Source organism: Amycolatopsis anabasis (genome assembly GCF_009765355.1).
In the GTDB taxonomy this organism is placed as follows: Bacteria; Actinomycetota; Actinomycetes; order Mycobacteriales; family Pseudonocardiaceae; genus Amycolatopsis; species Amycolatopsis anabasis.
The window spans coordinates 1-19,443 of sequence record NZ_VTHK01000021.1 but is presented as its reverse complement, the minus strand read 5'-3'; the positions used below and the strand labels follow the sequence as shown (position 1 = coordinate 19,443).

The 19,443-nt window shown below is 68.8% G+C and carries 18 protein-coding genes; 9 read left to right on the top strand and 9 right to left on the bottom strand.

The genetic code is table 11. The features are described 5' to 3' along the window. Window positions 1–80: 80 nt before the first annotated feature. Entirely contained in the window at window positions 81–1,331 is a 1,251-nt protein-coding gene (locus FXO23_RS25945; RefSeq protein WP_158888048.1) for an MFS transporter, read from the top strand. A gap of 163 nt (window positions 1,332–1,494) precedes the next feature. Further along, window positions 1,495–1,647 carry a hypothetical protein gene (locus FXO23_RS25940; RefSeq protein WP_218952159.1) on the top strand — a complete coding sequence of 51 codons (153 nt, stop codon included), beginning with the start codon at window positions 1,495–1,497 and terminating at the stop codon, window positions 1,645–1,647. A 461-nt stretch (window positions 1,648–2,108) separates the two neighbouring features. Here FXO23_RS25940 and FXO23_RS25935 read toward each other — a convergent pair whose 3' ends face one another. From FXO23_RS25935 to FXO23_RS25925, 3 genes are all read right to left on the bottom strand, one after another. Beyond that, window positions 2,109–2,540, bottom strand: coding sequence for a histone-like nucleoid-structuring protein Lsr2 (locus FXO23_RS25935; RefSeq protein WP_158888047.1), 432 nt, complete (start codon window positions 2,538–2,540; stop codon window positions 2,109–2,111). A 623-nt stretch (window positions 2,541–3,163) separates the two neighbouring features. Then, window positions 3,164–3,415, bottom strand: coding sequence for a hypothetical protein (locus FXO23_RS25930; RefSeq protein WP_158888046.1), 252 nt, complete (start codon window positions 3,413–3,415; stop codon window positions 3,164–3,166). A gap of 141 nt (window positions 3,416–3,556) precedes the next feature. Continuing rightward, a complete protein-coding gene (locus FXO23_RS25925) occupies window positions 3,557–4,687 on the bottom strand; it encodes a serine hydrolase domain-containing protein (protein WP_158888045.1) in 1,131 nt (376 codons plus the stop codon). A gap of 1,281 nt (window positions 4,688–5,968) precedes the next feature. Between FXO23_RS25925 and FXO23_RS25920 the strand changes: the two genes are divergently transcribed. Continuing rightward, window positions 5,969–6,166: a hypothetical protein gene (locus tag FXO23_RS25920; RefSeq protein ID WP_158888161.1), complete on the top strand. Its 198-nt coding sequence runs from the start codon at window positions 5,969–5,971 to the stop codon at window positions 6,164–6,166. Between the two features lie 831 nt (window positions 6,167–6,997). Here the strand turns inward: FXO23_RS25920 and FXO23_RS25915 are convergent. Then, window positions 6,998–7,963 carry an alpha/beta hydrolase gene (locus tag FXO23_RS25915; protein ID WP_158888044.1) on the bottom strand — a complete coding sequence of 322 codons (966 nt, stop codon included), beginning with the start codon at window positions 7,961–7,963 and terminating at the stop codon, window positions 6,998–7,000. A gap of 325 nt (window positions 7,964–8,288) precedes the next feature. Here FXO23_RS25915 and FXO23_RS25910 point away from each other — a divergent pair, with 325 nt between their 5' ends. From FXO23_RS25910 to FXO23_RS25900, 3 genes are read left to right on the top strand one after another with little or no spacing between them, the layout of a single operon-like run. Then, on the top strand, window positions 8,289–9,359 hold the full coding sequence (locus FXO23_RS25910) for a sensor histidine kinase (protein ID WP_218952158.1): 1,071 nt from the start codon (window positions 8,289–8,291) through the stop codon (window positions 9,357–9,359). After that, window positions 9,356–10,012, top strand: a complete 657-nt coding sequence (locus FXO23_RS25905) for a response regulator (RefSeq protein WP_158888042.1) — start codon at window positions 9,356–9,358, stop codon at window positions 10,010–10,012. Before FXO23_RS25910 ends, FXO23_RS25905 begins: the two co-directional genes overlap by 4 nt. 17 nt (window positions 10,013–10,029) lie before the next feature. Beyond that, complete coding sequence (locus tag FXO23_RS25900; protein WP_158888041.1) at window positions 10,030–10,764, top strand: FkbM family methyltransferase; 735 nt, start codon at window positions 10,030–10,032, stop codon at window positions 10,762–10,764. A gap of 272 nt (window positions 10,765–11,036) precedes the next feature. Here the strand turns inward: FXO23_RS25900 and FXO23_RS25895 are convergent, their stop codons facing one another. Then, window positions 11,037–11,507 (bottom strand): hypothetical protein, encoded by a 471-nt coding sequence (locus FXO23_RS25895; protein ID WP_158888040.1) that lies wholly within the window; start codon window positions 11,505–11,507, stop codon window positions 11,037–11,039. Window positions 11,508–11,737: 230 nt separating this feature from the next. On the opposite strand from FXO23_RS25895, the gene FXO23_RS25890 reads away from it, so the two are divergent. Next, window positions 11,738–12,883: a serine hydrolase gene (locus FXO23_RS25890; RefSeq protein WP_218952157.1), complete on the top strand. Its 1,146-nt coding sequence runs from the start codon at window positions 11,738–11,740 to the stop codon at window positions 12,881–12,883. Between the two features lie 663 nt (window positions 12,884–13,546). Here FXO23_RS25890 and FXO23_RS25885 read toward each other — a convergent pair. The 4 genes from FXO23_RS25885 to FXO23_RS25870 form a co-directional block, all read right to left on the bottom strand. After that, on the bottom strand, window positions 13,547–14,641 hold the full coding sequence (locus tag FXO23_RS25885; RefSeq protein ID WP_158888039.1) for a methyltransferase domain-containing protein: 1,095 nt from the start codon (window positions 14,639–14,641) through the stop codon (window positions 13,547–13,549). A gap of 738 nt (window positions 14,642–15,379) precedes the next feature. Next, a complete protein-coding gene (locus FXO23_RS25880) occupies window positions 15,380–15,958 on the bottom strand; it encodes a hypothetical protein (protein ID WP_158888038.1) in 579 nt (192 codons plus the stop codon). After that, window positions 15,951–16,889, bottom strand: a complete 939-nt coding sequence (locus FXO23_RS25875) for a hypothetical protein (RefSeq protein ID WP_158888037.1) — start codon at window positions 16,887–16,889, stop codon at window positions 15,951–15,953. The genes FXO23_RS25880 and FXO23_RS25875 overlap by 8 nt, the downstream gene beginning before the upstream one ends. A gap of 47 nt (window positions 16,890–16,936) precedes the next feature. After that, a complete protein-coding gene (locus tag FXO23_RS25870; RefSeq protein WP_158888036.1) occupies window positions 16,937–17,620 on the bottom strand; it encodes a hypothetical protein in 684 nt (227 codons plus the stop codon). 193 nt (window positions 17,621–17,813) lie between these two features. On the opposite strand from FXO23_RS25870, the gene FXO23_RS25865 reads away from it, so the two are divergent. Beyond that, complete coding sequence (locus FXO23_RS25865) at window positions 17,814–18,758, top strand: hypothetical protein (RefSeq protein WP_158888035.1); 945 nt, start codon at window positions 17,814–17,816, stop codon at window positions 18,756–18,758. A gap of 491 nt (window positions 18,759–19,249) precedes the next feature. After that, window positions 19,250–19,443 (top strand): hypothetical protein (locus FXO23_RS51105; RefSeq protein WP_218952169.1); only part of this gene is annotated, 194 nt, incomplete at its 3' end.

Sequence of the window (19,443 nt, the reverse complement as noted above, 5' to 3'; positions counted from 1 at the left end):
ACCTGCGATTGGGTTGTCGGCTCTGCTCTCACTGGTCAACGTCAGTTTGTTCGAGTGGGATATCAAGGGGTGCGCTGCGCATGATGGGCAAGAGACCGTTGGGCCGACGGTTCGGGTGGCTGTGGGCGGCGTACGCGGTCAGTACGTTCGGCACGTGGCTCGCGTTCGACGCGTTCTCCCTGATCGCGATCCTCGTGCTGCACGCCGGGCCGACCGAGGTGTCGCTGCTGGCAGCCGCAGGGCTGGCGGTGGGGGCAGTGGTCGCGGTGCCGCTCGGGCCGTGGGTGGAGTTCCGCCGCAAGCAGCCGGTGATGGTCGGGATGGACCTGACCCGGTTCGTGGCACTGATGAGCGTCCCCGCCACGTACGTATTCGGTCTGCTCAGCCTCGTCCAGCTCCTGGTCGTGTCCGTCGTCGTCGGTGCGGCCGACATCGCTTTCAGGGCGGCCAGTGGCGCGTATCTGAAGGCGCTCGTGCGGCCGGAGGACCTGCTGGTCGCGAACGGGCGGTTCGAGTCCACGACCTGGACCGCCACCGTGCTCGGACCGCCGGCCGGCACGGCCGCGATCGGGCTGTTCGGCCCGGTGATGACCGTGGTGGCCGATGCGGTCAGCTATCTGCTCTCAGCCGCAGGGATCCGTGCGATAAGCGGCAGCGAGCCGGGCCCCGTGCGCACCGCTGCGCACGGGGCGCGGCTGCGGCCCGGCGATCTGCTCGAAGGGTGGCGGTACATCCTGACCCACCCGACCCTGCGCCCCTTGTTCTTCAACACGATCCTGATCAGCGGCCTGGTCATGGCAACCTCCCCGCTGCTCGCCGTCCTCATGCTCCGCGACCTCGGGTTCGCTCCCTGGCAGTACGGCCTCGCGTTCGGCCTGCCCTGCGTTGGCGGCATCATCGGCGCACGGCTGGCTCCCCGACTCGTCGCACGGTTCGCACAGCACAAGGTCATGCTCGCCGCCGGGGTACTGCGCGCGTGCTGGTCGCTTGGACTGGCCTTCATCCAGCCCGGCGTGGCCGGGCTCGTGCTCGTCATCGTGGTCGAGTTCGGACTGATCATCTGCATGGGCGTGTTCAACCCGGTGTTCGCGACTTACCGGCTGGAGCGAGTCCCGACGGACCGGATCGCCCGCACCCTGTCAGCGTGGTCGGTCACCAGCAAGGCAACTGTCGCGGCCATGACCGGGCTGTGGGGCCTGCTGGCCGGCATCGCCGGCCCCCGCACCGCGATCGCCGTCGCCGGCCTGCTCATGCTGATCACCCCCTTCCTGCTTCCCCGGCACGGCCACACGCCGCACCACGAGCAGGATCTGGCCCGGAGCGCAACGTGACACACCGCAACTCGCCACCCGCCCGAAGGCAGGCTGTGGCTGGTCCGCCGATGCGCGTCGCGTCCGATCACTGCCCCCGCACACACTGCCCTTCCATGGACTACCAGCGCGCGGCCTGTCCCATCTGCCCGAGGGCTGGGACTGCGAAGCCCTGCTGGCCCGCGTGGAAGGCGCCATCGCCGACGTTCGCGCCAGTGGCGGCACCATCGCCTACGTCCGCGTCGGCTTCACCGAGGCTGACTGGGACGCGATCCCGGCCACCAACAAGTCCTTTGCCCCGATGGCCCAGCACCGCCTACAGCTCCCCAGGTGGTGAGCATCGAGGTCAGCGGCGGACCAGGGGACGTGCGCGTGCGGATGGCGGGAACCGAACGTGCACGGCGAGGTCGCCAGCTCGTCGTCCGAATTGGCCGGTTCTCTGCTGGCTGCCGACAACGTCCCGGTTATTCCGTCACTGCGGTATCGCACGATCGTGTCACTGCACCTGAAACCTACTCGGCCGTAAACTGGGGCATACTCGGGCCGTAGCCCCCCGGGGCCTGAGCATCGGGCTGCCGGACATCGAGCGAGACTGTCCGGCAGCCTGCTCAATCGTTAGTCAAGCCGCTCTCTGTCTCCCGATAGTGTCAGTTTTCCCGCTCGATCGGGTGAGCTGGAGCATTGGCGGGTTACGTCAACGATCATGCGTGCATTCAGATGGTGGTGTCTGGGGCGGTCGAAGCCTCGGGGGGCGAACCTGTCGACCGCTCCAGGCATCCGGGCATGTGATGGGTCCCTTCAGGCCTTGGCGTCGGCCTTCTTCTTGCGGATCGTCCGCTTTCGCGCGGGTTTGCTGTCCGCATCCGGTTCGGGCTCGGCGGGGGCCTGCTGGGCGGCGTTGTGGGCTTCGATGATGTGGGCGGGGATTCGTCCGCGCTCGGCGAGTTCGTAGCCATTCGCCTGGGCCCATGCCCGGACGGCCCGGGTTTTCTCCCGATCAGCAGTGCTTGGCGCCGCGGTGGCGGACTGTCCGGTGGCAAGCCGGATCTTGCGGCCACCGATCCGCCGGCCAGCCTCGGCGAAGCGCGCCAACTCCTCGCGGAGCGCCTTGGCGTTCCCGTCGGACAGGTCGATCTCGTAGGAGACACCATCAAGAGCGAACGGAACGGTCTGGCTCGCTTCGCTGCCATCGAGGTCGTCGACCATCTCGACGTGGACCTTCTGTGCCATGTCGGCATCATCCTTTCGTCGCCAGGGGCTGGAACTACGGCGTCCCACGTGGAGACGATCAGAGGCTAGCTGGCCGGTCGTCGACAGTGTCGTCGCCGCGCTGCGAGTCCACGCAGTTGTCATCGTGGCGTTCACCTCGATCTGCGGACCACGAGGCTCCGAGGGCACGACCGCCCAATACATGGCGAGTTGACAAGAACTGCTCCTGTGGGCTCCTCTCGTTCACACCTGCCGCCAGGCCGGAAAGCCTGCTGATGACACTGCTTCATAATCAGGCGGCCCAATCGTTCCAGCACAACGCAGTCTCGACACATTCGAAGACATTCGGACACATGGTGTCCCGCGTTCGCCAGCAGATTGGTGTCGATCCCGTTGCTGCCTATGTGGTTCGTCCGATGCTGGCCACACCCTGCGGGGTCGTCGACATGGTCACTGGTGATCTCCGTCATCCACGCGGTACGGATCCAGCCGGACGGTCACTACGCGCTCCTGTCCAGCAGCGGCTTGTGTGGTGCCCCAGATCAGCCGGACGCCCCGACGCCTGACGGCCCCGGCCCTGGCCTCGTTGCGGCTGGTGCCGCTGGGGTGGCGGGTCAGGCCAGGAGCGCTCCGGCAATGCCCGCTCATCCTGGGGTGCGCCGCGCATGGCGCGGCGGGAGAAAAGGTGCAATGGCGAAGTCGCCCAGCTCCGAGGCGATCGCGGCTGCGGTGCTGGCGGCGACGATGCGCGGGTCGGCGGTGAACGCCGAGACCGTGGCGGCTATCGCCGGGGCGAGTAGAGCGACGCGGGCGTCGGCGAGGTCGCGCAAGCTGTCGCGGACCGCGAGGGGGAGGCCGGCGGTGTAGGTGCCGGCGGGCACGGTCAGGCTGTGCACGGAGGGGCACAGACCATGGTGAGCAGGCGTCCGGGTCGTCCCGGGGTGGCGGGCAGCGGTGGAGGAAGAATTGCCCACGGGTTGTCCACGGCGAGCGCGCGAGGGCCGCTGTGGCGGTTCTCGCGGTCGAATGCGGCCAGGTCATCGGCAGAAGGCAGCTGTTGCCACTGAGAGCACCGCGTCGAGGGGCGGGTCTTGCTCGTACGGGTTCAGGGACAGCACTAGGGATCTGCCTTTCCCGTCGGAGAGGGTGACGGTGGTGTAGCCGATCAGGCCGCCGGTGTGTCCCCAGGTTTGTTTTGGCCCGTCGGCGCAGGGAATCGCGAACTCCTGCAGACCCAGGCCGTAGCGGTACAGGCCCGGCAGGGCTGCCGTCGTTCGCCGCATCTGCGTCAGGCCTGTCGCGCTCGTCAGACGGCCGTCGAGCAGCGCACGGACGAACTTCGCTTGGTCTCGCGTGGTCGAGATCATCTCACCGGCGGCGTAGTCCAGCGACGGGTCCATCTCGGTGGCATCCACGATGGTCGGCGGATCCGTCGGTGGGTCGGTCTTGAGCGACTCGTAGCCGCGGGCGTGTGGCATCGGCAAGGTCGGGCGATGGCCCGGCACGCTGGAGTCTGTGAGGTGGAGCGGGCGCAGGACTCGTTGTTCCACCTCCTTGCCGTACGGGTGGCCGGTCAACTTCTCGATGAGCAAGCCGGCCACGACGTAGTTGGTGTTCGAATAACGCCACGACGTGCCAGGAGGAAAGTGTGGGTCTTTCGCGAACGCCACGGCGAGCAGCTCCGATGGTAGATAGTCGTCGAAGCGGCCTTCGCCTCGCCAACGGTTGGTCGAGTAGCCAGGTTCATGCGCGTAGTCGTACAAGCCACTGGTGTGTTGCAGGATCTGCCGCACCGTGATGTGCGTTCCGTTGGGCACGACTCCGGGCAGATAGCGATCGGTCGGTTCATCGAGTGTCAGCCGTCCCTCGTCGACCAGTTGCAGGAGCACCACGGCGACGAAGGTCTTGGTGACACTGCCGATCCGGAAGTAACCCTGGGCCGAGGCCGGTATGCCTGATCGGAGGTCACGCACGCCGACCGCGTCTGACCACCGGCGCGCGCCGTTCTCGACGTAGATCAGCCCAGCGGTGATGTGGCGGTCGGCAACCATGCCGGCCAGCCGCTCGTGCAGCTCGGCGGTGGGAACGCCCGCCGCGGTCGGCGCGCCGCAAGGGCTGACGGCGACGGCGGCCGACATGGCCGCGGACAAGATCGTCTTCAGCAGCATGGTCGCCACGCTATGTATCACCCGAGCCGCGGACCATGAGGTAAACCGCACGATGAACCTGCGGAAACCGGCTCCTGTGCTCCGAGTCGCTGGTGGGTGGCGTGGCATAGCCGGCCGATCCGAGCAGTTGGCCGAACTTCGGATGCAGGCGGAAGTCCCACGAGGCCGGTCATCCCCAGCCTTCGTAGCACCAGCGGAAGCATGGCGAGGACGAAGCGCCTGCGTATTTCGTCCGCTCCTTCGGCGCAGGTCCCGGCCCGACGCAGGTGCGTTTTGCGTCATGGAGACGCAACGGCATACGGGGACGGGGCGTGGGTCTCGGAATCCTGGGTGCCGAAGACGCCCTCGCTTTGCGATCGGCAGCAAGGAAGGGGTGGATAACATTCTCGTGCGTGCCGAGGCAGCAGGAGGATCGAGCAGGTCAGAAGCGCCTCGCGAGCAGCGCGGCTGGAAATCCATAACGTGCAAGAGCGGTGGCACGCCGTTCCCCGATGGTGGTGACCCCCGGACCCCGTCCCCGGATTGCGTGCACAGCTACCGGGCGTCCTCGGTCGGACAGCCGGACAACGCCTACCCCGTGACGGCCACCGTGCACTGGTCGATCTCGTGGTCCGGTGCAGGCCAGTCCGGAACGTTCCCGGGTATGACGACCACGACCAGCGTGACCTTCCGCGTGGCGGAGAGCCAAGCACTCAACACCGGCGGAGGGCTGAACCGGCGGAGAACCGCACGCCCAACCCCCGCCACCGCCCCGCTCAACCATATCGTGCCAGTACCGATGTCGGGACAAGCCTTCTGCAATTGGCCGGTGTGGCATATACCCGGTCGCCAACGTTTAGCCGATCGGCGCGGAGGTCCGCGTGAACGTGGCCAGCGCGGCGGCCCGCGACGGAAGCACAACCTCAGACCAAGACTCGGGCAACACCCAGCCTGACGATCTGAACATCGCACGCTGATCAAATGGTGACCGCGCGTCAGGAGGGGGCACCGTATCGCCATGGTCGGATAGTTGACAAGGTGCGGGATTTGTAGCTGGTGAGACATTGAAGCTCGACTCGCCGTTGGATGCTTGATGGGTAATCGAGATACCAGCGATGGGCCTTCGTAGTTGAGGATCGCTCGCAGCGCCGACCCCTTGGCCGTCTAACAACGGTCAATGTCTCGACCGTCCGTGCGCGCTGGCGACCCCGCAAGCGAGACGGAGTCAGAGATGATTGCCAGTCATATCGTGATGATCCTGACCGAAGAGAAAACTCCGGGAACCGGTGGTATTCGGGGTCGATAGTGGACAACATCATCCCGCTGGTGCTGCTGGGAGTGGCGCTGCTATTGCTGTGGTTCGGCGGCAGCAGAGGGCGGAATTCCGCGGTGATGAAGCGCCTTGCTGGCGTGGTCATCGCGGTGGCCGTCATCGGCCTCGCCCTGAATGGCGGTGGTGTGAAGGTCGGCCTGTGGCTTGTCGGGCTGTTCACGAACTGATGTGCCCAGGCACGTCGAGGTTGAACGCGCTGCGCCGGTGACAGCTGCACGGGACCGGCAACCATCCGGCCCGCTGACCCGACTCCACGATTACGGAAACGCCCCACGTCACCCCCAGAGGGGACAGTCCCTTGCGGTCGCCGGTGAAGTGGGCGAGCCCGGAAGAAGCCGTCCATGTTTACGGGATGTCGGCAAGGCGGCCTTCGGTTGGAGAGTTGTGGCGAGTGGCGCTGTTAGGGTTGGGCGGCTCTCCAGGCTGCCCACACCAGGAGTAACGCACCGACGAGTCACCCCGAACGCGTCCAGCAACCTGCGGCGCTGCTGCTCCTCCAGCTCACCCACACGCCGTTTTTGGTCCCCCCCCCGCACACCGCCATGAGCGCCACGACCCTCGCCGGACCGAACCCGGGCACCGCACGAAGAACCTCGACCACCCGCGTGGGCTGCTGTCCTCGGCCGGGTTCACGATTCTGGTCGCCGCCCGCCGCGACCACGGCGGGCACACCGAGCCGCGGATCGTCGCACCGACCCGCACGACCTTCCGGCCGCTTTGAGGTCGGGGGCCCAGGGAATCTCACCCCTGGGCCACCCGACCTGACAAGCCAACCGGGAATTCTCGTGACCGTTCACTCGAGAGGATTTCGGGTTTGTTTCCGGTCGGCTCAGCAGCGACGTCGGTTGGTACGGGTCGCTGACTACGGCGGTTGCCAGCCAGTGCCCGGATCATCACGCCGATCTTCGCGATCGCTCGTGGGGCATCCACCGTTCGGTCCCGGTTTTCCGGCGTCCGGGCGATTCGTGCCGCCCTGCCTGCTCGACGTGTGCGGGCGATCATGGCCGGGTGTCGGTGCCGGATGTGGCGATGCGGGTCAGGTTGGCCAGCGAGTCGGTGCCGGGGCTGAGGTAGTGGTCGTGGTCGGTCACGTCCGAGGTGGCGAAGACGCGGGCACCGAAGTTCGGGGCGGTGGGTTTGGTGCGGTGGCCGAGCCCGAGCAGCCGTACTCCGGGAATCCACCGGATCCAGTCCCTTGTGGACTGTCCGGCCCATATCCGCGCGGTGGTGCGCAGTTGTGTGACGTTGTCCACGCCCATTCCGGGGCTGCCGAAAACCGCGATGTCGGTGACTTGCGGGGGCAGTTCGGGCGCGGCTAGGCCGATCACCGTCGAGCCGTAGCTGTGCCCCAGCAGCGCGATCGTCACATGTGGACGGACGGCGACGAGGCCAGCTATGAGCCGTCGCAGCGCCACCGCTCCCGCTCGCGCCAGGTCTTCGCGGGCTGAGGAGATGTCCACCGCGTCCGGCGTGTCGTAGCCGAGCCAGGCGATCACGGCGAACTGACCCACCTCACCGGACGCGGTGGCCGACCGGTAGAGATCAGCGGCCTGCACCGCGGGTGCGCGGTAGGCCAGTCCTCCCACGCCGGTGGAGAAGTTGTCCGCCCGGTTGCCTGCCCCGGGCACCAGGACGGCGATCCGGTTGGCGGCGGCGAGGTTCCCGAACACCTGCGCTACCCGGCCGCCTCCCCGCGGGTCGAAGAGCAGGAACTGCCCGTCGCAGTTCCGGTACGGCGGGTCGACCGGGCGCATGACGACGCGGTTGGCCGCGTACCGCAATTCCGGTGGCGCGCCGTCCAGCGCCCCGACCACACCCGGGTAGCGGGCCACGAGTTCGTCCTGCTCGGCCTTGGCGGCCGAACTCAGAAAGCGGTGTATTCCGGCGGGATCGGTGTGCACCGGGTCCGGCAGGTGCCGGTGGTCGGCGAGCCACGCGGCGGTGCCCACCGGGGGCGTCAGCACTGCCGTCCTGGCCGGGGGCTCCAGTGTCGCTGCAGTGGGGGTCTCCGCCACCGCAACGGTGGCCTGGGTCGGTATCCGTCCTCGGCGGCTCATCGGCTCCGCCGTCGGTTCGGCTCAGGGAATTCGATCACCCGGAAAACGGTGCCGATTCTGCGGACCCATGTCGTCGGCCCGCCGATCGCAGTGTCCTGACGATGGGTGGCCCCTGGGCGTACGCCCGCGAGCCGATGCCCGGCCGGTGATCGCTGGCTACGCTCGCCGCATGCCCGGCACATTCCGTCTCAGATCGCGCCGGCGGGTACCGGCGAGGGGCCGGACGGTTCTGGTGTGGACGGCGCTTGCGCTGTCCCCCGTCGTCCTGGCCCTCTGGATCGCGCTCGACGGCTCGCCCGCCGTTCTGCCCGTCCTGAGCGTGGTCCTGCCGTTCGGCGTGATCCGGCGGCGGCCGCTGGGCGCGCTGGGCGTCCTACTCGCCGAGACGGTGCTGGTGCACCTGGTGCCGCTGCCCGGATTCCAGTCCGGAATCCTGGTCCTGCAGATCGCGGCCGCCGACCTGGCCATCGGGTGTCTCGCGGCCGCCCGCGGCCTCCGGGTCTCGCTCGGCGTGGGGATCGTGACGCTGGCCGTGCACCTCACGGTGGCGGCCGTGTTCGGGCTCTGGCCCAGCGCGTTACACGCCGTCCTCGTCGCCCTCGTGCTGATCGTCGCCTGGCTGACCGGGAACACGATCCGCCTCCGCCGGCGGTACCGGCAGGCGCGCCAGGCACAGGCCGAAGCCCAGGTCGTCCAGGCCGAGCGGCTGCGGATCGCCCGGGAACTGCACGACATGGTCGCGCACAGCATCGGCGTCATCGCCATCCAAGCCGGCATGGGCAGCCGCGTCATCCACACCCAGCCGGCGGAGGCCAGCGAGGCGCTACGGGCCATCGAGGCCGCCGGCCGGGACACCCTGGCCGGGCTGCGCCGGATGATCGGCGCGCTCCGCCGGTCCGACGGCGAACCCGTCGCCGCGCAGCACGGCCTGGGCGACCTCGACGACCTGGTCGCACGATCCCTCGGCGCGGGGGTGAGCGTGGACGTCCAGTGGCGCGGCGAGCGGCGCCCACTGCCGCCCGACATCGACCTGTCCGCGTTCCGGATCATCCAGGAGGCGGTCACCAACGTGGTCCGGCACGCCGGAACCGACCGGTGTGAAGTGGTCCTCGACCAGCGAGACGAGGAGTTGCTCATCGAGGTGACCGACAACGGACGCGGCGGTGCGCCGAGCGCGGGCTACGGCCTGCGCGGAATGCGCGAGCGGGTTGCCTTGCTGCGCGGCGAATTCACGGCCGAGCCGCGCCCCGAGGGCGGTTTCCGGGTCACGGCCCGGATCCCGATCCCGGCGGGTGTCCGATGACTGTCCGCGTCGTCCTCGCCGACGACCAGCCACTCATCCGCAGCGGCCTGCGTGTCCTCATCGCCGACACCGACGATCTCGCCGTGGTGGGCGAGGCGGGAACAGGCACCGAGGCGATCCAGCTCGCCCGCGACACCCGGCCGGACGTGGTCGTGATGGACATCCGGATGCCGGGCATGGACGGCATCGACGCCACCCGGCGCATCGTCACCGATGCCGAACCACCGCACGTCCTGGTGCTCACCACCTTCGACGAGGACGAATACGTCTACGGGGCGCTTCGCGCGGGCGCGAGCGGGTTCCTCGTCAAGGACATGGCGCTGGAGGACATTCTCGCCGCGATCCGCGTGGTCGCCTCCGGTGACGCGCTCATCGCACCGGGCGTCACCCGGCGCCTGATCGCGGACTTCGTTGGCCGCGCCGAACCCGTGCCCGCGCACCGGCCGGTCACCGGGATCACCGAGCGGGAACGCGAGGTGCTGACCCTGGTCGGCCGCGGCCTGTCCAATCGTGAGATCGCTGCCGAGCTGTACATCAGCGCGGCCACCGCCAAGGCGCACGTGGCGCGCCTGTTCACCAAGCTCGACGCCCGCGACCGCGTCCACCTCGTCATCATCGCCTACGAGATGGGCCTGGTGACACCACCACGTTGAAACGACTGGGGAAACCGATGCTCCGATCCGCCCTCACCACCGCAGCGACCCACGCACTCGCCCGCTGGACGCCCTTCCTGGACACCGAACTGCACACGCTACGCGGGCTGGTTCGCCCCGGCGACGTGTGCGTGGACGTGGGTGCGGCCGCTGGCCTGTACAGCCAGGCGCTCTCCCAGCTGGTCGGGCCCACCGGGACGGTGCACAGCATCGAACCACTGGCCTTCTCCCATCCCGTGTGGTCGCGGGTGCTGGGCGCCTGGAAACGGCCGAACGTCATCCGGCACGCCCTCGCGCTGGGCACCCGGACCGGCCGGGCGGCGATGCGAGTCCCGTTCGGTCCCCACGGGCCGGCCACCAGCAGATCCTTCCTCGACTCGGACACCTGCGGCCTGGGGTCCAACGCCGAGTACTGCTACCACGTCGACATGCTTGTCGAAGCCAACACCCTCGACGGATTCCGCACCGACGCCGACCTGCCCCGCCTCGATTTCCTCAAGATCGACGTCGAAGGGGGAGAGTTGCACGTCCTGCAGGGCGGCCAGCAGACCATCGAGGTATTCCGGCCGACGATGCTCATCGAAATCGAAGCACGGCACATCGAGCGATACGCGTACTCCCCGGACGATGTCGTGCGGTGGCTGACCGCCCACGGCTACCGCATGTATGCCTGGCGACACGGCTGGCACGACGTCAACCGAGTGTGCCCGCACGCCAACAACTATCTCTTCCAACCAGCAGGGAAAGCCTGACCGGCAAAGACGCCCGAGACGCCGAACAGATCTCCCGACCGGTGGGTGGGCCCCCTCGCGGTGCCCAACCGCGGCCAGATCACGACGCCCCCGCCACCCGTAGACAAGCTCCACGGGGACGAACGTCATGAGGTCGACGTTCCTACTCCCGGCCGGGTGTGTTCTTGTTTCTAGGATCTACTCGTCGTCGTGGAATGAACTGAATAGGCCGGCGATGCGGCTATCGAGCAGGCGTGCCGATGCTGCGGTCGCGTGAGCACCTCCGTGCGCCATCAATGGGATGTCCACATAGGACACTGTCCGACCCGGGACGGGGTGGTGTGGGTTCCGCCATGGCGGGCGGACGGGAACACGAAGCCGTGGAAGGTTCTCCGGCGACCTCCCGCTACCTGGCCGGAGTCGCGCAGAAACCACATCCGGCTGGCGCTCCCACCCGACCAGCCTGAAACGCTGGCGGGGCAGTCTTCGCGCTCGCGCAGGTACAGCCGCTGCGGGCCGATGCGTTCCCCGCCGGGGCTGAGTTCCTGGAAGCTTCGCAGCGTGCCATCGCGGGGCCGGGTCCTGATCCCGGTCTCGGCGCGGAAGTAGCGCCAACCGGTTCCGGCATCGACCATCTGCCGCAGGAAGTCCGGATTCTCGCCTGTCGGCGGGCGCGGCTTCCTCCGGGCTGAGTTCGTTGTCCACCGCGGCACCTCCTTGCCCGGCGGCCAACCCGGACGACCGATCAGCATCGCGCGACTCATCCAACGACTCCGCAACCTCGGAGTCTGCCCCGATCAAGCCCGTAGCACCGCACTCTTCCACCTCGCCACCGAGATCCCGATCCCCGCCGGGATCCTCGGCCGGCATCCACACCGATGTCACCGCCGCCTGCCAACGCCACTCTGCCGACGGCTGGGCCACCTGCGCCGCCGACGTCAGTCGACCATCCCCATGGTCCCGCGAGATCCTGTGCTTCGCTGACAATCAGAAGATGCTCGACCACGACGGGGGAACGGTGGCTGGTGCGCACAGAGGACATTTGGTCGGCACGATGGTGGTCGCCGCTGCGGTCGTGACCGGCTGCGCGACTATGTCGGCACCACCGGACCAGTGCTCTGCTCCGGCAGCGCCGGATGTGACCACCGTGAATGGGTGGACCGGCTACATCGCGGCGCACCGCGACGACGTGTCCCTGGTACTCGACGACGGCCGCGGGAACCGGGTGGTCAACCATCCCGACCAACCTCAACCCTTGGCGTCCGCGGTGAAGGTGGTCACGCTGGCGGCTTACGGCCGCGCCGTCGCACACGGCGCGGTCCGGCCGGACGAACCGGTGCGGGTGGGCGAGTGGGAACGCTGGTTCTTGCCCGATACCGACGGCGGGGCGCATGCCCGCGCGCTGGATATGCTCGGGATTCCCCATGACCGGGTGCGCGCTCTGGATCCGCGGCGGGTCGTGCCTCTGGACCGGCTGGTCGCCACCATGATCCAGGTCAGCGATGACGCTGCTGCGGACTTTCTGCGTGACCGCCTCGGCGATGACGCGCTGCGGCAGGCCGCGGCCGACGGCGGCTGGCCTGATCTCGATCTGCCCGCCGAGGTCGGCGGCATCATCGCCTTGTGGGCCCCGGAACTCGCCCCGCCGATCACCACACCACGCTCAGTCCGCGGCCCCGCAGAATGGGCCCTCGTCCGGCGCTACGCACACGATCCCGCGCTTCGAGCCAACCTGCTCACCCGTCCCTTACCGCCGCAGGACGCGGAACGCGCGTGGGCCGACAACGGCGCGGCCGCGCCGGCGGCGCACCTGGCCGCACTGCACCGCGCGATCGCGACCGGATCGTTCGGCCCCGGCGCCGACATCGCACGCCGCCACCTGGAACAGGTGCCCAGCACCCTGCCCGGCGTGGCCGCAATCGGCTACAAGGGCGGCAGCCTCAACGGCATCCTGACCGGCGGCATCGCACTGCGCCGCCACGACGGCACCATCGCCAGCGCCGCCCTGCTCGTCCGACGGATGCCACCAGAGATCCAGGAGAACGCCTCAAGCCCCGAGAACGTCCTCGTCGCCGCCACGACCGATCCCGCAGTCATGACACGACTGCGCTGCAGCATCCTGGCTTACTCAGAGAAGTAGGGGTTGCTCATTGCGCGGCGCTGCTGGCAGTGGTCACAGCTGCGGCCGCCTGCTCGGGGAAGCCTGGATCTCCACCCGGGACGGTGCCGCCAGCGGCCACCAGCACGCTGCCGCGCAGTGGTGCGCCGAAGGCTGCGGATCCGTTGCCCGCCACAGTTTTCAGCAAGCATCCGTGTGACGAATCGCTGACCCCGGACAGCTGACCGAACTGCTGGGGGAAGTTCCACCCACCCGGAAAACGGACAACGCGGCGGGACCGGGGTGCGGCTGGAATTCCACCCTCGCCGTGGTCGATGTCGCGTATTTGACCGGAGTGGCCGACGGGTTGACACAGATTTACGAGGTGCAGAAACCCGAAGCCGCGTTCTGACAGGAACTTCCCCGATCGAGGGGTACCCGCCGGTCGCCTACCACCCGACCCAGGCCACACCCCGCGACCTCCGCGATGTCGCGGTAGGGATCGCGGACAACCTGGTGTTCAACGCGGCCGCCACCCTGGGACAGAACAAGATCGGCGAGGTCGATCCCTGCGCGGCGTCGCGGGATCTCGCCGAGACGGTGCTGACCAACCTCAAGGCCGGTTCCTGAAGGCCCCCTGGCAGGCGCATGAGCCCCTGGAGCGAGCGGTCCGCCGGCGCGACACGCCACCGCTTGGGGAAGCGGTCAGGGAACGAACCGTACGAACCGGGAGATCACCTGGTCGGGGCTGTCCCGCCACACCCGATATTGACCGTGTGGTGTCACCGTGAGACCGAACCGGTCCCACGACGGCTGACCCCACTCGTGCCACCAGCCGAACGCGGCCTCCACGCGGGACCAGATCGAGACTCCGCCGCCCTGGCGCACCACGCGGTAGCCCTCGTCGTCCGGGGTGAGCGCGATCGAGCACCAGGAGCCGTCCGGGCTGGACAGCATCGTGGTGTCGTCCTCGTGCCAGGGGCGCGGCAGCTGCAGGGCCGCGAGGAACCAGACGAGGGGGTGGGTGTGCCAGGGCTCAGGCGGCAGCCTCGTCACGAACTCGTCGTGCAGCGCCGCGCGTCGACGTGGCGAGAGCGCGGCCTGCGCACCGGCCGCCAACGCGGGCAGGCGCACGAGGCGTCGCGCGAGCCGCCCTTCGAGGCGGCCGGACACGCGCCGCAGCAGCGCTAGGGGCCCGGCCTCGCCCGCCATCGCGAGGGAGACGGCGAGGATGCCGTCCTCGGCGAGTTGCTCGGCCCAGTCCCAGGGCACGGCCGACACCGCGCGGGTCACCAGGATGCGGTCGTACGGCGCCTGCTCCGGCCATCCGCCGAGCACGTCCCGCGCGTCCAGCCGCGGGTGCCGCCCGATGCTCGCCAGCCGGTCCCTGGTCGTGGCGATAAGCCCGGCCGCGCGGTCGATCGAGCACACCGCGGTGTCCCCGAGCCGGTGTCCCAGCAGCGCGGCGCCGTACCCGGTTCCCGTGCCGACCTCCAGAACACGGTGATCGTCTTCCACGCGCAGAGCCTCAAGCAGGCCGGCCAGCTGCACCGGCGAGGCACACGGGATGTCCGCCCCATCCGGCCCCGCGACGGTGGCCACCGCGGTGCTCGCGAACTCGAGTTCCGGATCCGCGATCGAGTCGGCGTCCGGCAGCAGCTTGTGCCGGGGGATCTCGGCGAACGCGGTCTGCCAGGCCGGATGGTGAAGGTGCCCGCGGCCAGCCAGCTCGCCGACCATCCGGGCGGCGTAGCGCGCCCAGGCATGGTCATCGTCGGCGGCGTCGCCGTCGCTGCTCACTCCAACGTCCCCCAGCAGGCCGATGACAATGTGAAGCGCCTTCAAGATCCATTGTCGATCTCCCGGAAGACCATCGCGACCGGCATCTGGACGCTCTCGGTTGTCTCACACGCGACAACGCGATAACCGACTGTGCCGAACCGGTCCACTTCTGCCGGATTGACCATGCCCCGAGGTCCCTGCCTGCCCTGACTGTGCGCAATTCTGGCGATCAGAGGAGGGCTCAGGCACTGGTACCGCGCGCAGCAGTGAAGCGACGTGCTGCCCACCGTAGCCCGCATTTCCTAGGTCACAAGGTCCGTGCGGGCCGGGGGCAACCTGGCACCGTTCTTCCGCAAGGGCCTGCCGACGAACTGCGCCTGCCGTGTCCCAACTTAGCGGGTTGGTCGATCATCCGCTGTCAGTCGGCGATGGCCATCGTGCCGTGCGTGGACCGGATGCCCTCCACGTCCGCGGCGCTTCCGAGCTGGCACCTTCTCATGCTCCAGGCGATCGCGTCCCCGAGGCACTGACCTGTGGCAGCCGCCGCCGTTCGCGGGAAGCGCAAGAAATTAGGCCTGAGTCGCCGGCTAGCGTGTCAGCGTGCGGGTATTGCGGTCCCGGTGGGGGAGTGTCCCCATTGGACTGCCTGCCAAAGAAGCTTTCGGACTGCGGCTGGATATTCGGTGCCGTTGCAGACGGCCATTTTGACCACTTCGGAAAGTCCTGTTGGTGCGCGTCCGGTGCCGTGGTGGGTGATCAGGTGATGTTGCAGATGAGGCCTCGCTGGCCATGACGCGGCGACGCCGGTAGGGGGTGTTTGGCGACGGGTAGGTTTCCGTGCCACTGCAGGCTGACCAGCTTCTGGACCTTGGCGGCTCCGAACGGGTCGTCGTGCTCGGTGTGCAGGCGGTGGGCGAGGTCCACGCTCGCGGTGCGGGCGGCGAGCAGTGGCATGCCGACGACGCCGGCCCAGGTCGGACGGAGTCCGAGGCGTTCGCCGATCTGCCGTGCTGTTTGGTAGATGTCGGCCAGTACGAGGTCGCGGCCCGTCAGGTCGCCACCGGGGCGCCACAGGTGGATGGCGCGGCGGTGCAGGTAGGCCTGGCCGAGGTTATAGCTGGAGTGCCGGTCCTGTTCGGTGCGTGCGACCGGGGCCCACCAGAGGTTGCGCCGTGCGCCCCACCGCGCGACGCCGTAGGCGCATTGAGCCCAGATCGCGGCGTATTGGTCGAAGTCGTCGCCCTCGTCGGTGTCCTCGGGCGCGAGGGTGTCGGCTTCGCGTAGCGCTTCGACGTCTGTTTCGGTCGGTGCCAGATCGGGTTCGTCGTCAGCCATGGGGGTCCACGTCCTCGCTGTTGGCTACCGCGGGGCCGAGAAGATTGAGGAGCTCGCGGCGGGACACGGGATGCGGTTGGTTGAGCAGGCGGTGGGTTTCGGTGAGGTCGCGGCCGGTGTGCCGGTACAGGGCGTCGGCCGTGGTGCTGCGGACGGTGTGCAGGTCGGGCAGCACCGCGCTGGTGATCAGGTTCCCGAGCACGCCCGCGGCGGCGAACGACGCGGCGGCGAGGTCGGGGTCGTCGACGCGCCAGTAGCCGCTGGTGTCGCTGTAGCTGACCCAGTGTCCGCGGGGTGTGGGCAGTGCGTCGACCAGTTCGCGGGCCGCGAGGGCTGCCCGCATCACCGCTGGCTGCCGGTCGGGATCGACGGCGACGAGGTCGTCGGGGGCCTGGTAGATGCGGTGGGCGACGTCGGCGAGGGTGGCTTCGTGACAGAGGGTGTGGTCGAGGCCGACGATCGAGTCGTGCTGCACGACGAACCGGCCGCTGGTGGTGTGCCAGAGAGCTTCGGCCGTGCCCTGCTGCAGTGTCCGCGGCGCGGACAGCAGCTCGGTCGCCTGATTCAGGTCGAACCACCACGCGCCGGCCCACGCGGGGTCTGGGTTGTCCTCGGCGGCGTCCGGCGCGGTGGTGACCACGCGGACGTCGGCGCCCGGGGCGGGTGTGGTGTCGCGGCCGGTCTCATCACACACGCGGTACGGGTAGATCTCGTGCGGGCTTTGGGCGAGCGCCTCGGCCGTCGCGTTGTCGAGTTCGGTGCCGTCGAGCCAGGCGTCGACATCCTGGTCGGTGATGGCGACCGGGTACGGGATGCCGTCGGGGATTCCGAGAACGTGCCAGCCGGTGTCGGTCAGGGCCACACCTACGCGTGCGGTCTGGCCGCGGGTGTGCAGTTCGCGGATGAGGCCGGGAGTGATGTCCAGGTCCATGGGGTGCTCCTGGGGGAAGGCAGGTAGGTGCGTCGGGGGAGTGGTGGTCAGGCTTTGGGCTGCTGGATTGCCAGTGCGAGGACCTGGCCGAGCCACGCGGGCCGGGCGGGGCTGTGGAGTATGCGTTGGTTGATCGTGCGGATGAGGTGGTGCAGCGCGGCCGGATACTTGTCGTCGGCGTTGGACACCTTGGTGGCCGCACGGCACAGATAGTCAACGGCCGTGGTGGCGACGGGATCGTGGTAGCCGCGCCGCTCGTAGTCACGCCGGAGCGCTCGCCCGGCGTGCAGCGAGTCGGCGGTGGGCGTGGCCGCGGCACCATCAGGCCACAGCAGGTTCAGGACCGTATCGACCAGGTCGTGCAGTGTCTCGTCTTCGCGCGAGGCGTCGTGGTGGCGCAGGAATTGCCGCACGGTGAGCGCGGCCAGGTGGCCGGCGAACAAGGAGGTTCCCACGAGGACGCGGTGCGATGGTCCCTTCGCTCCGCCTGCATGCCCGCACCACAGGACCCGGGCCAGCGCCCGATCCAGGATCTTCCCCTCCGCCTCGTAACCCAGTGCGGACGCTGCACGGCCGGCGCGCAGGAGGACCGCGATCAGGATCTGCGCGTCGGTGAAGCCTTGGGGAGTGGGGCGAGCCCACCGCGGAATTGACCGTGGTGGTTGGAAGTACGAGGCGTCAGGCCAGGACACGGCGAGCGGGGAGGGTTCGCCGCCGGGCAGATCGATCATCTCAACTCCCCGCTTTTCCGAGACGGTGGGGCGCGGCGGGGTTCTGCGCTCACGAAACCGCGCACCCCACGACTATAACCACTGGTTTGAAGGCGTTGCAACCGGTGGTTATAGTCGTGGGGTGTGGGCCCGTGTGGCCGCGCCGCGCCCGCCCGCAGTGGCCATGCGCACGACAGGAGCAAGGAGGACGACGGTGCAGATCCCGGTACCCGACCTGGCCGCGATTCGCGCGATCGACGATCCCGTCCGGCGCCGGGAAGCCGCCCGCGCCATGGCGCAAGCCGTCACCGCGCAATGCCGCACCATCGAACTGGACGCCGAAAAAGAACTCATCAAGCGCCACGGGTCTGTGTCCGCCGCCGCGCGCGAACTCGGTTTCAGCCCCACGGCCTTGCTCAAGCGTCATCCCGGCGCCGACCGTGACACCGCGCCTGCCGGGAACGGGGCGGCGCAGGCCATCCCGGCCCTGCGGTTCGCCACCCCGGAGGAAGCCGAGGCCGCGTTGCAGGACTGGCAACTGGAACGGGCCGACCTCGACGACGAACGAGACCAGCTACTTCTCGGGGCGCTCGCGGCGGGGATCGACCCGGTGCGGATCTATGAGCTGACCGGAGTGCCGGTCGACACGATCACCCGGTTGCGCCCGGCGGGCAACATCACCGTGTCGGCGCTCGCCGACTCCGATCTCGACCTGCTCGACGATTTCGCTCGCGCCCTGCACAACCACGCTCGCGCGCGGATGGACCACGCCACCACCCAGGCCGAGCGCACGGCCGCACGCATCTGGCAAATGGTTGCGCGCTCGGTGATCGTGAACTGCGCGCCCGGCGCACTGGTGGATCCACTGCCCGCCGAGGCCTACCGCGACGAGGAGACGTTCGTCGCGGCGATGACGCAATCCGCTCAGAACAAGACGGACAACGAGACGTCCGATCCGACCCCGGACCGGGTCGCCATGCAGGGTGGTCCGGACGCCTGGCTGGCCAAGCAATCCATCCAGTTCCGTAGAATCGCTCAACTCCCGGCGGCGTCGGGCAAGGACCTCGACACACACCCCGCGATCTCCGCAGCCTTCACGGCGATCGCCGACGCGATCGCCCACCTACGGCGGACGGGGACACTGCCCACGCTGCAGTGATCGCAAAACCGGCCACCAGCGCCAGATGCCCGAGGCGCCCGACGAAGACGCCGATCGAGCACACCCACATCCGCACCCAGGAAGACCACCATGACTGTCCTGACTCAGTCGAGATGGCCAGGACTCGCTGAAGGTGGCCAGTGAGGGCGGTGAACTCTTCCGGCACTCGCCCCCGAATCGCCATCCTGGACCCCTGGCTCCGCGGCGACTGGCCCCGACCAGGCAGGCGGAACCCCACGGCCTGCCCGTGATCAGTCCGGAAGCCCTGCAGGGCGCACCGGTTCGCTGCCTCCAGCTCGTCGCGCTCGACCGGTGCCCAGGCGACGTTCGCGGCCATCGGCCAGGCCGCGCCGGTGACCGAGTCGGCGATCATCTGACCCACCTCGGCGGGGTCGATCTCGGCCGGGAAAACTCGCGCAGAACAGGGTGGCCACGACCGGCCACTGCTCGCGGTAGTCGGCGGGGATCATCGTCTGTTCCTGTCCGGCCTCGTGGTCAGGTACCGAGATCGCCTTGGTGCGGCGGTTGGTTCTCGGCGTGCGCGGGCGGTCGCTCCGGCTGCGCGGCTCGCGGCGGCCGGGCTGGTACTGGACGCATGGGTTCGGCTGTACGTGGCGGACTTCAAAGCCGGGAAGGACTGGGATGCGGCCGGTCAGGTGGCGCACCGGTTCATGTCCGGCGACGA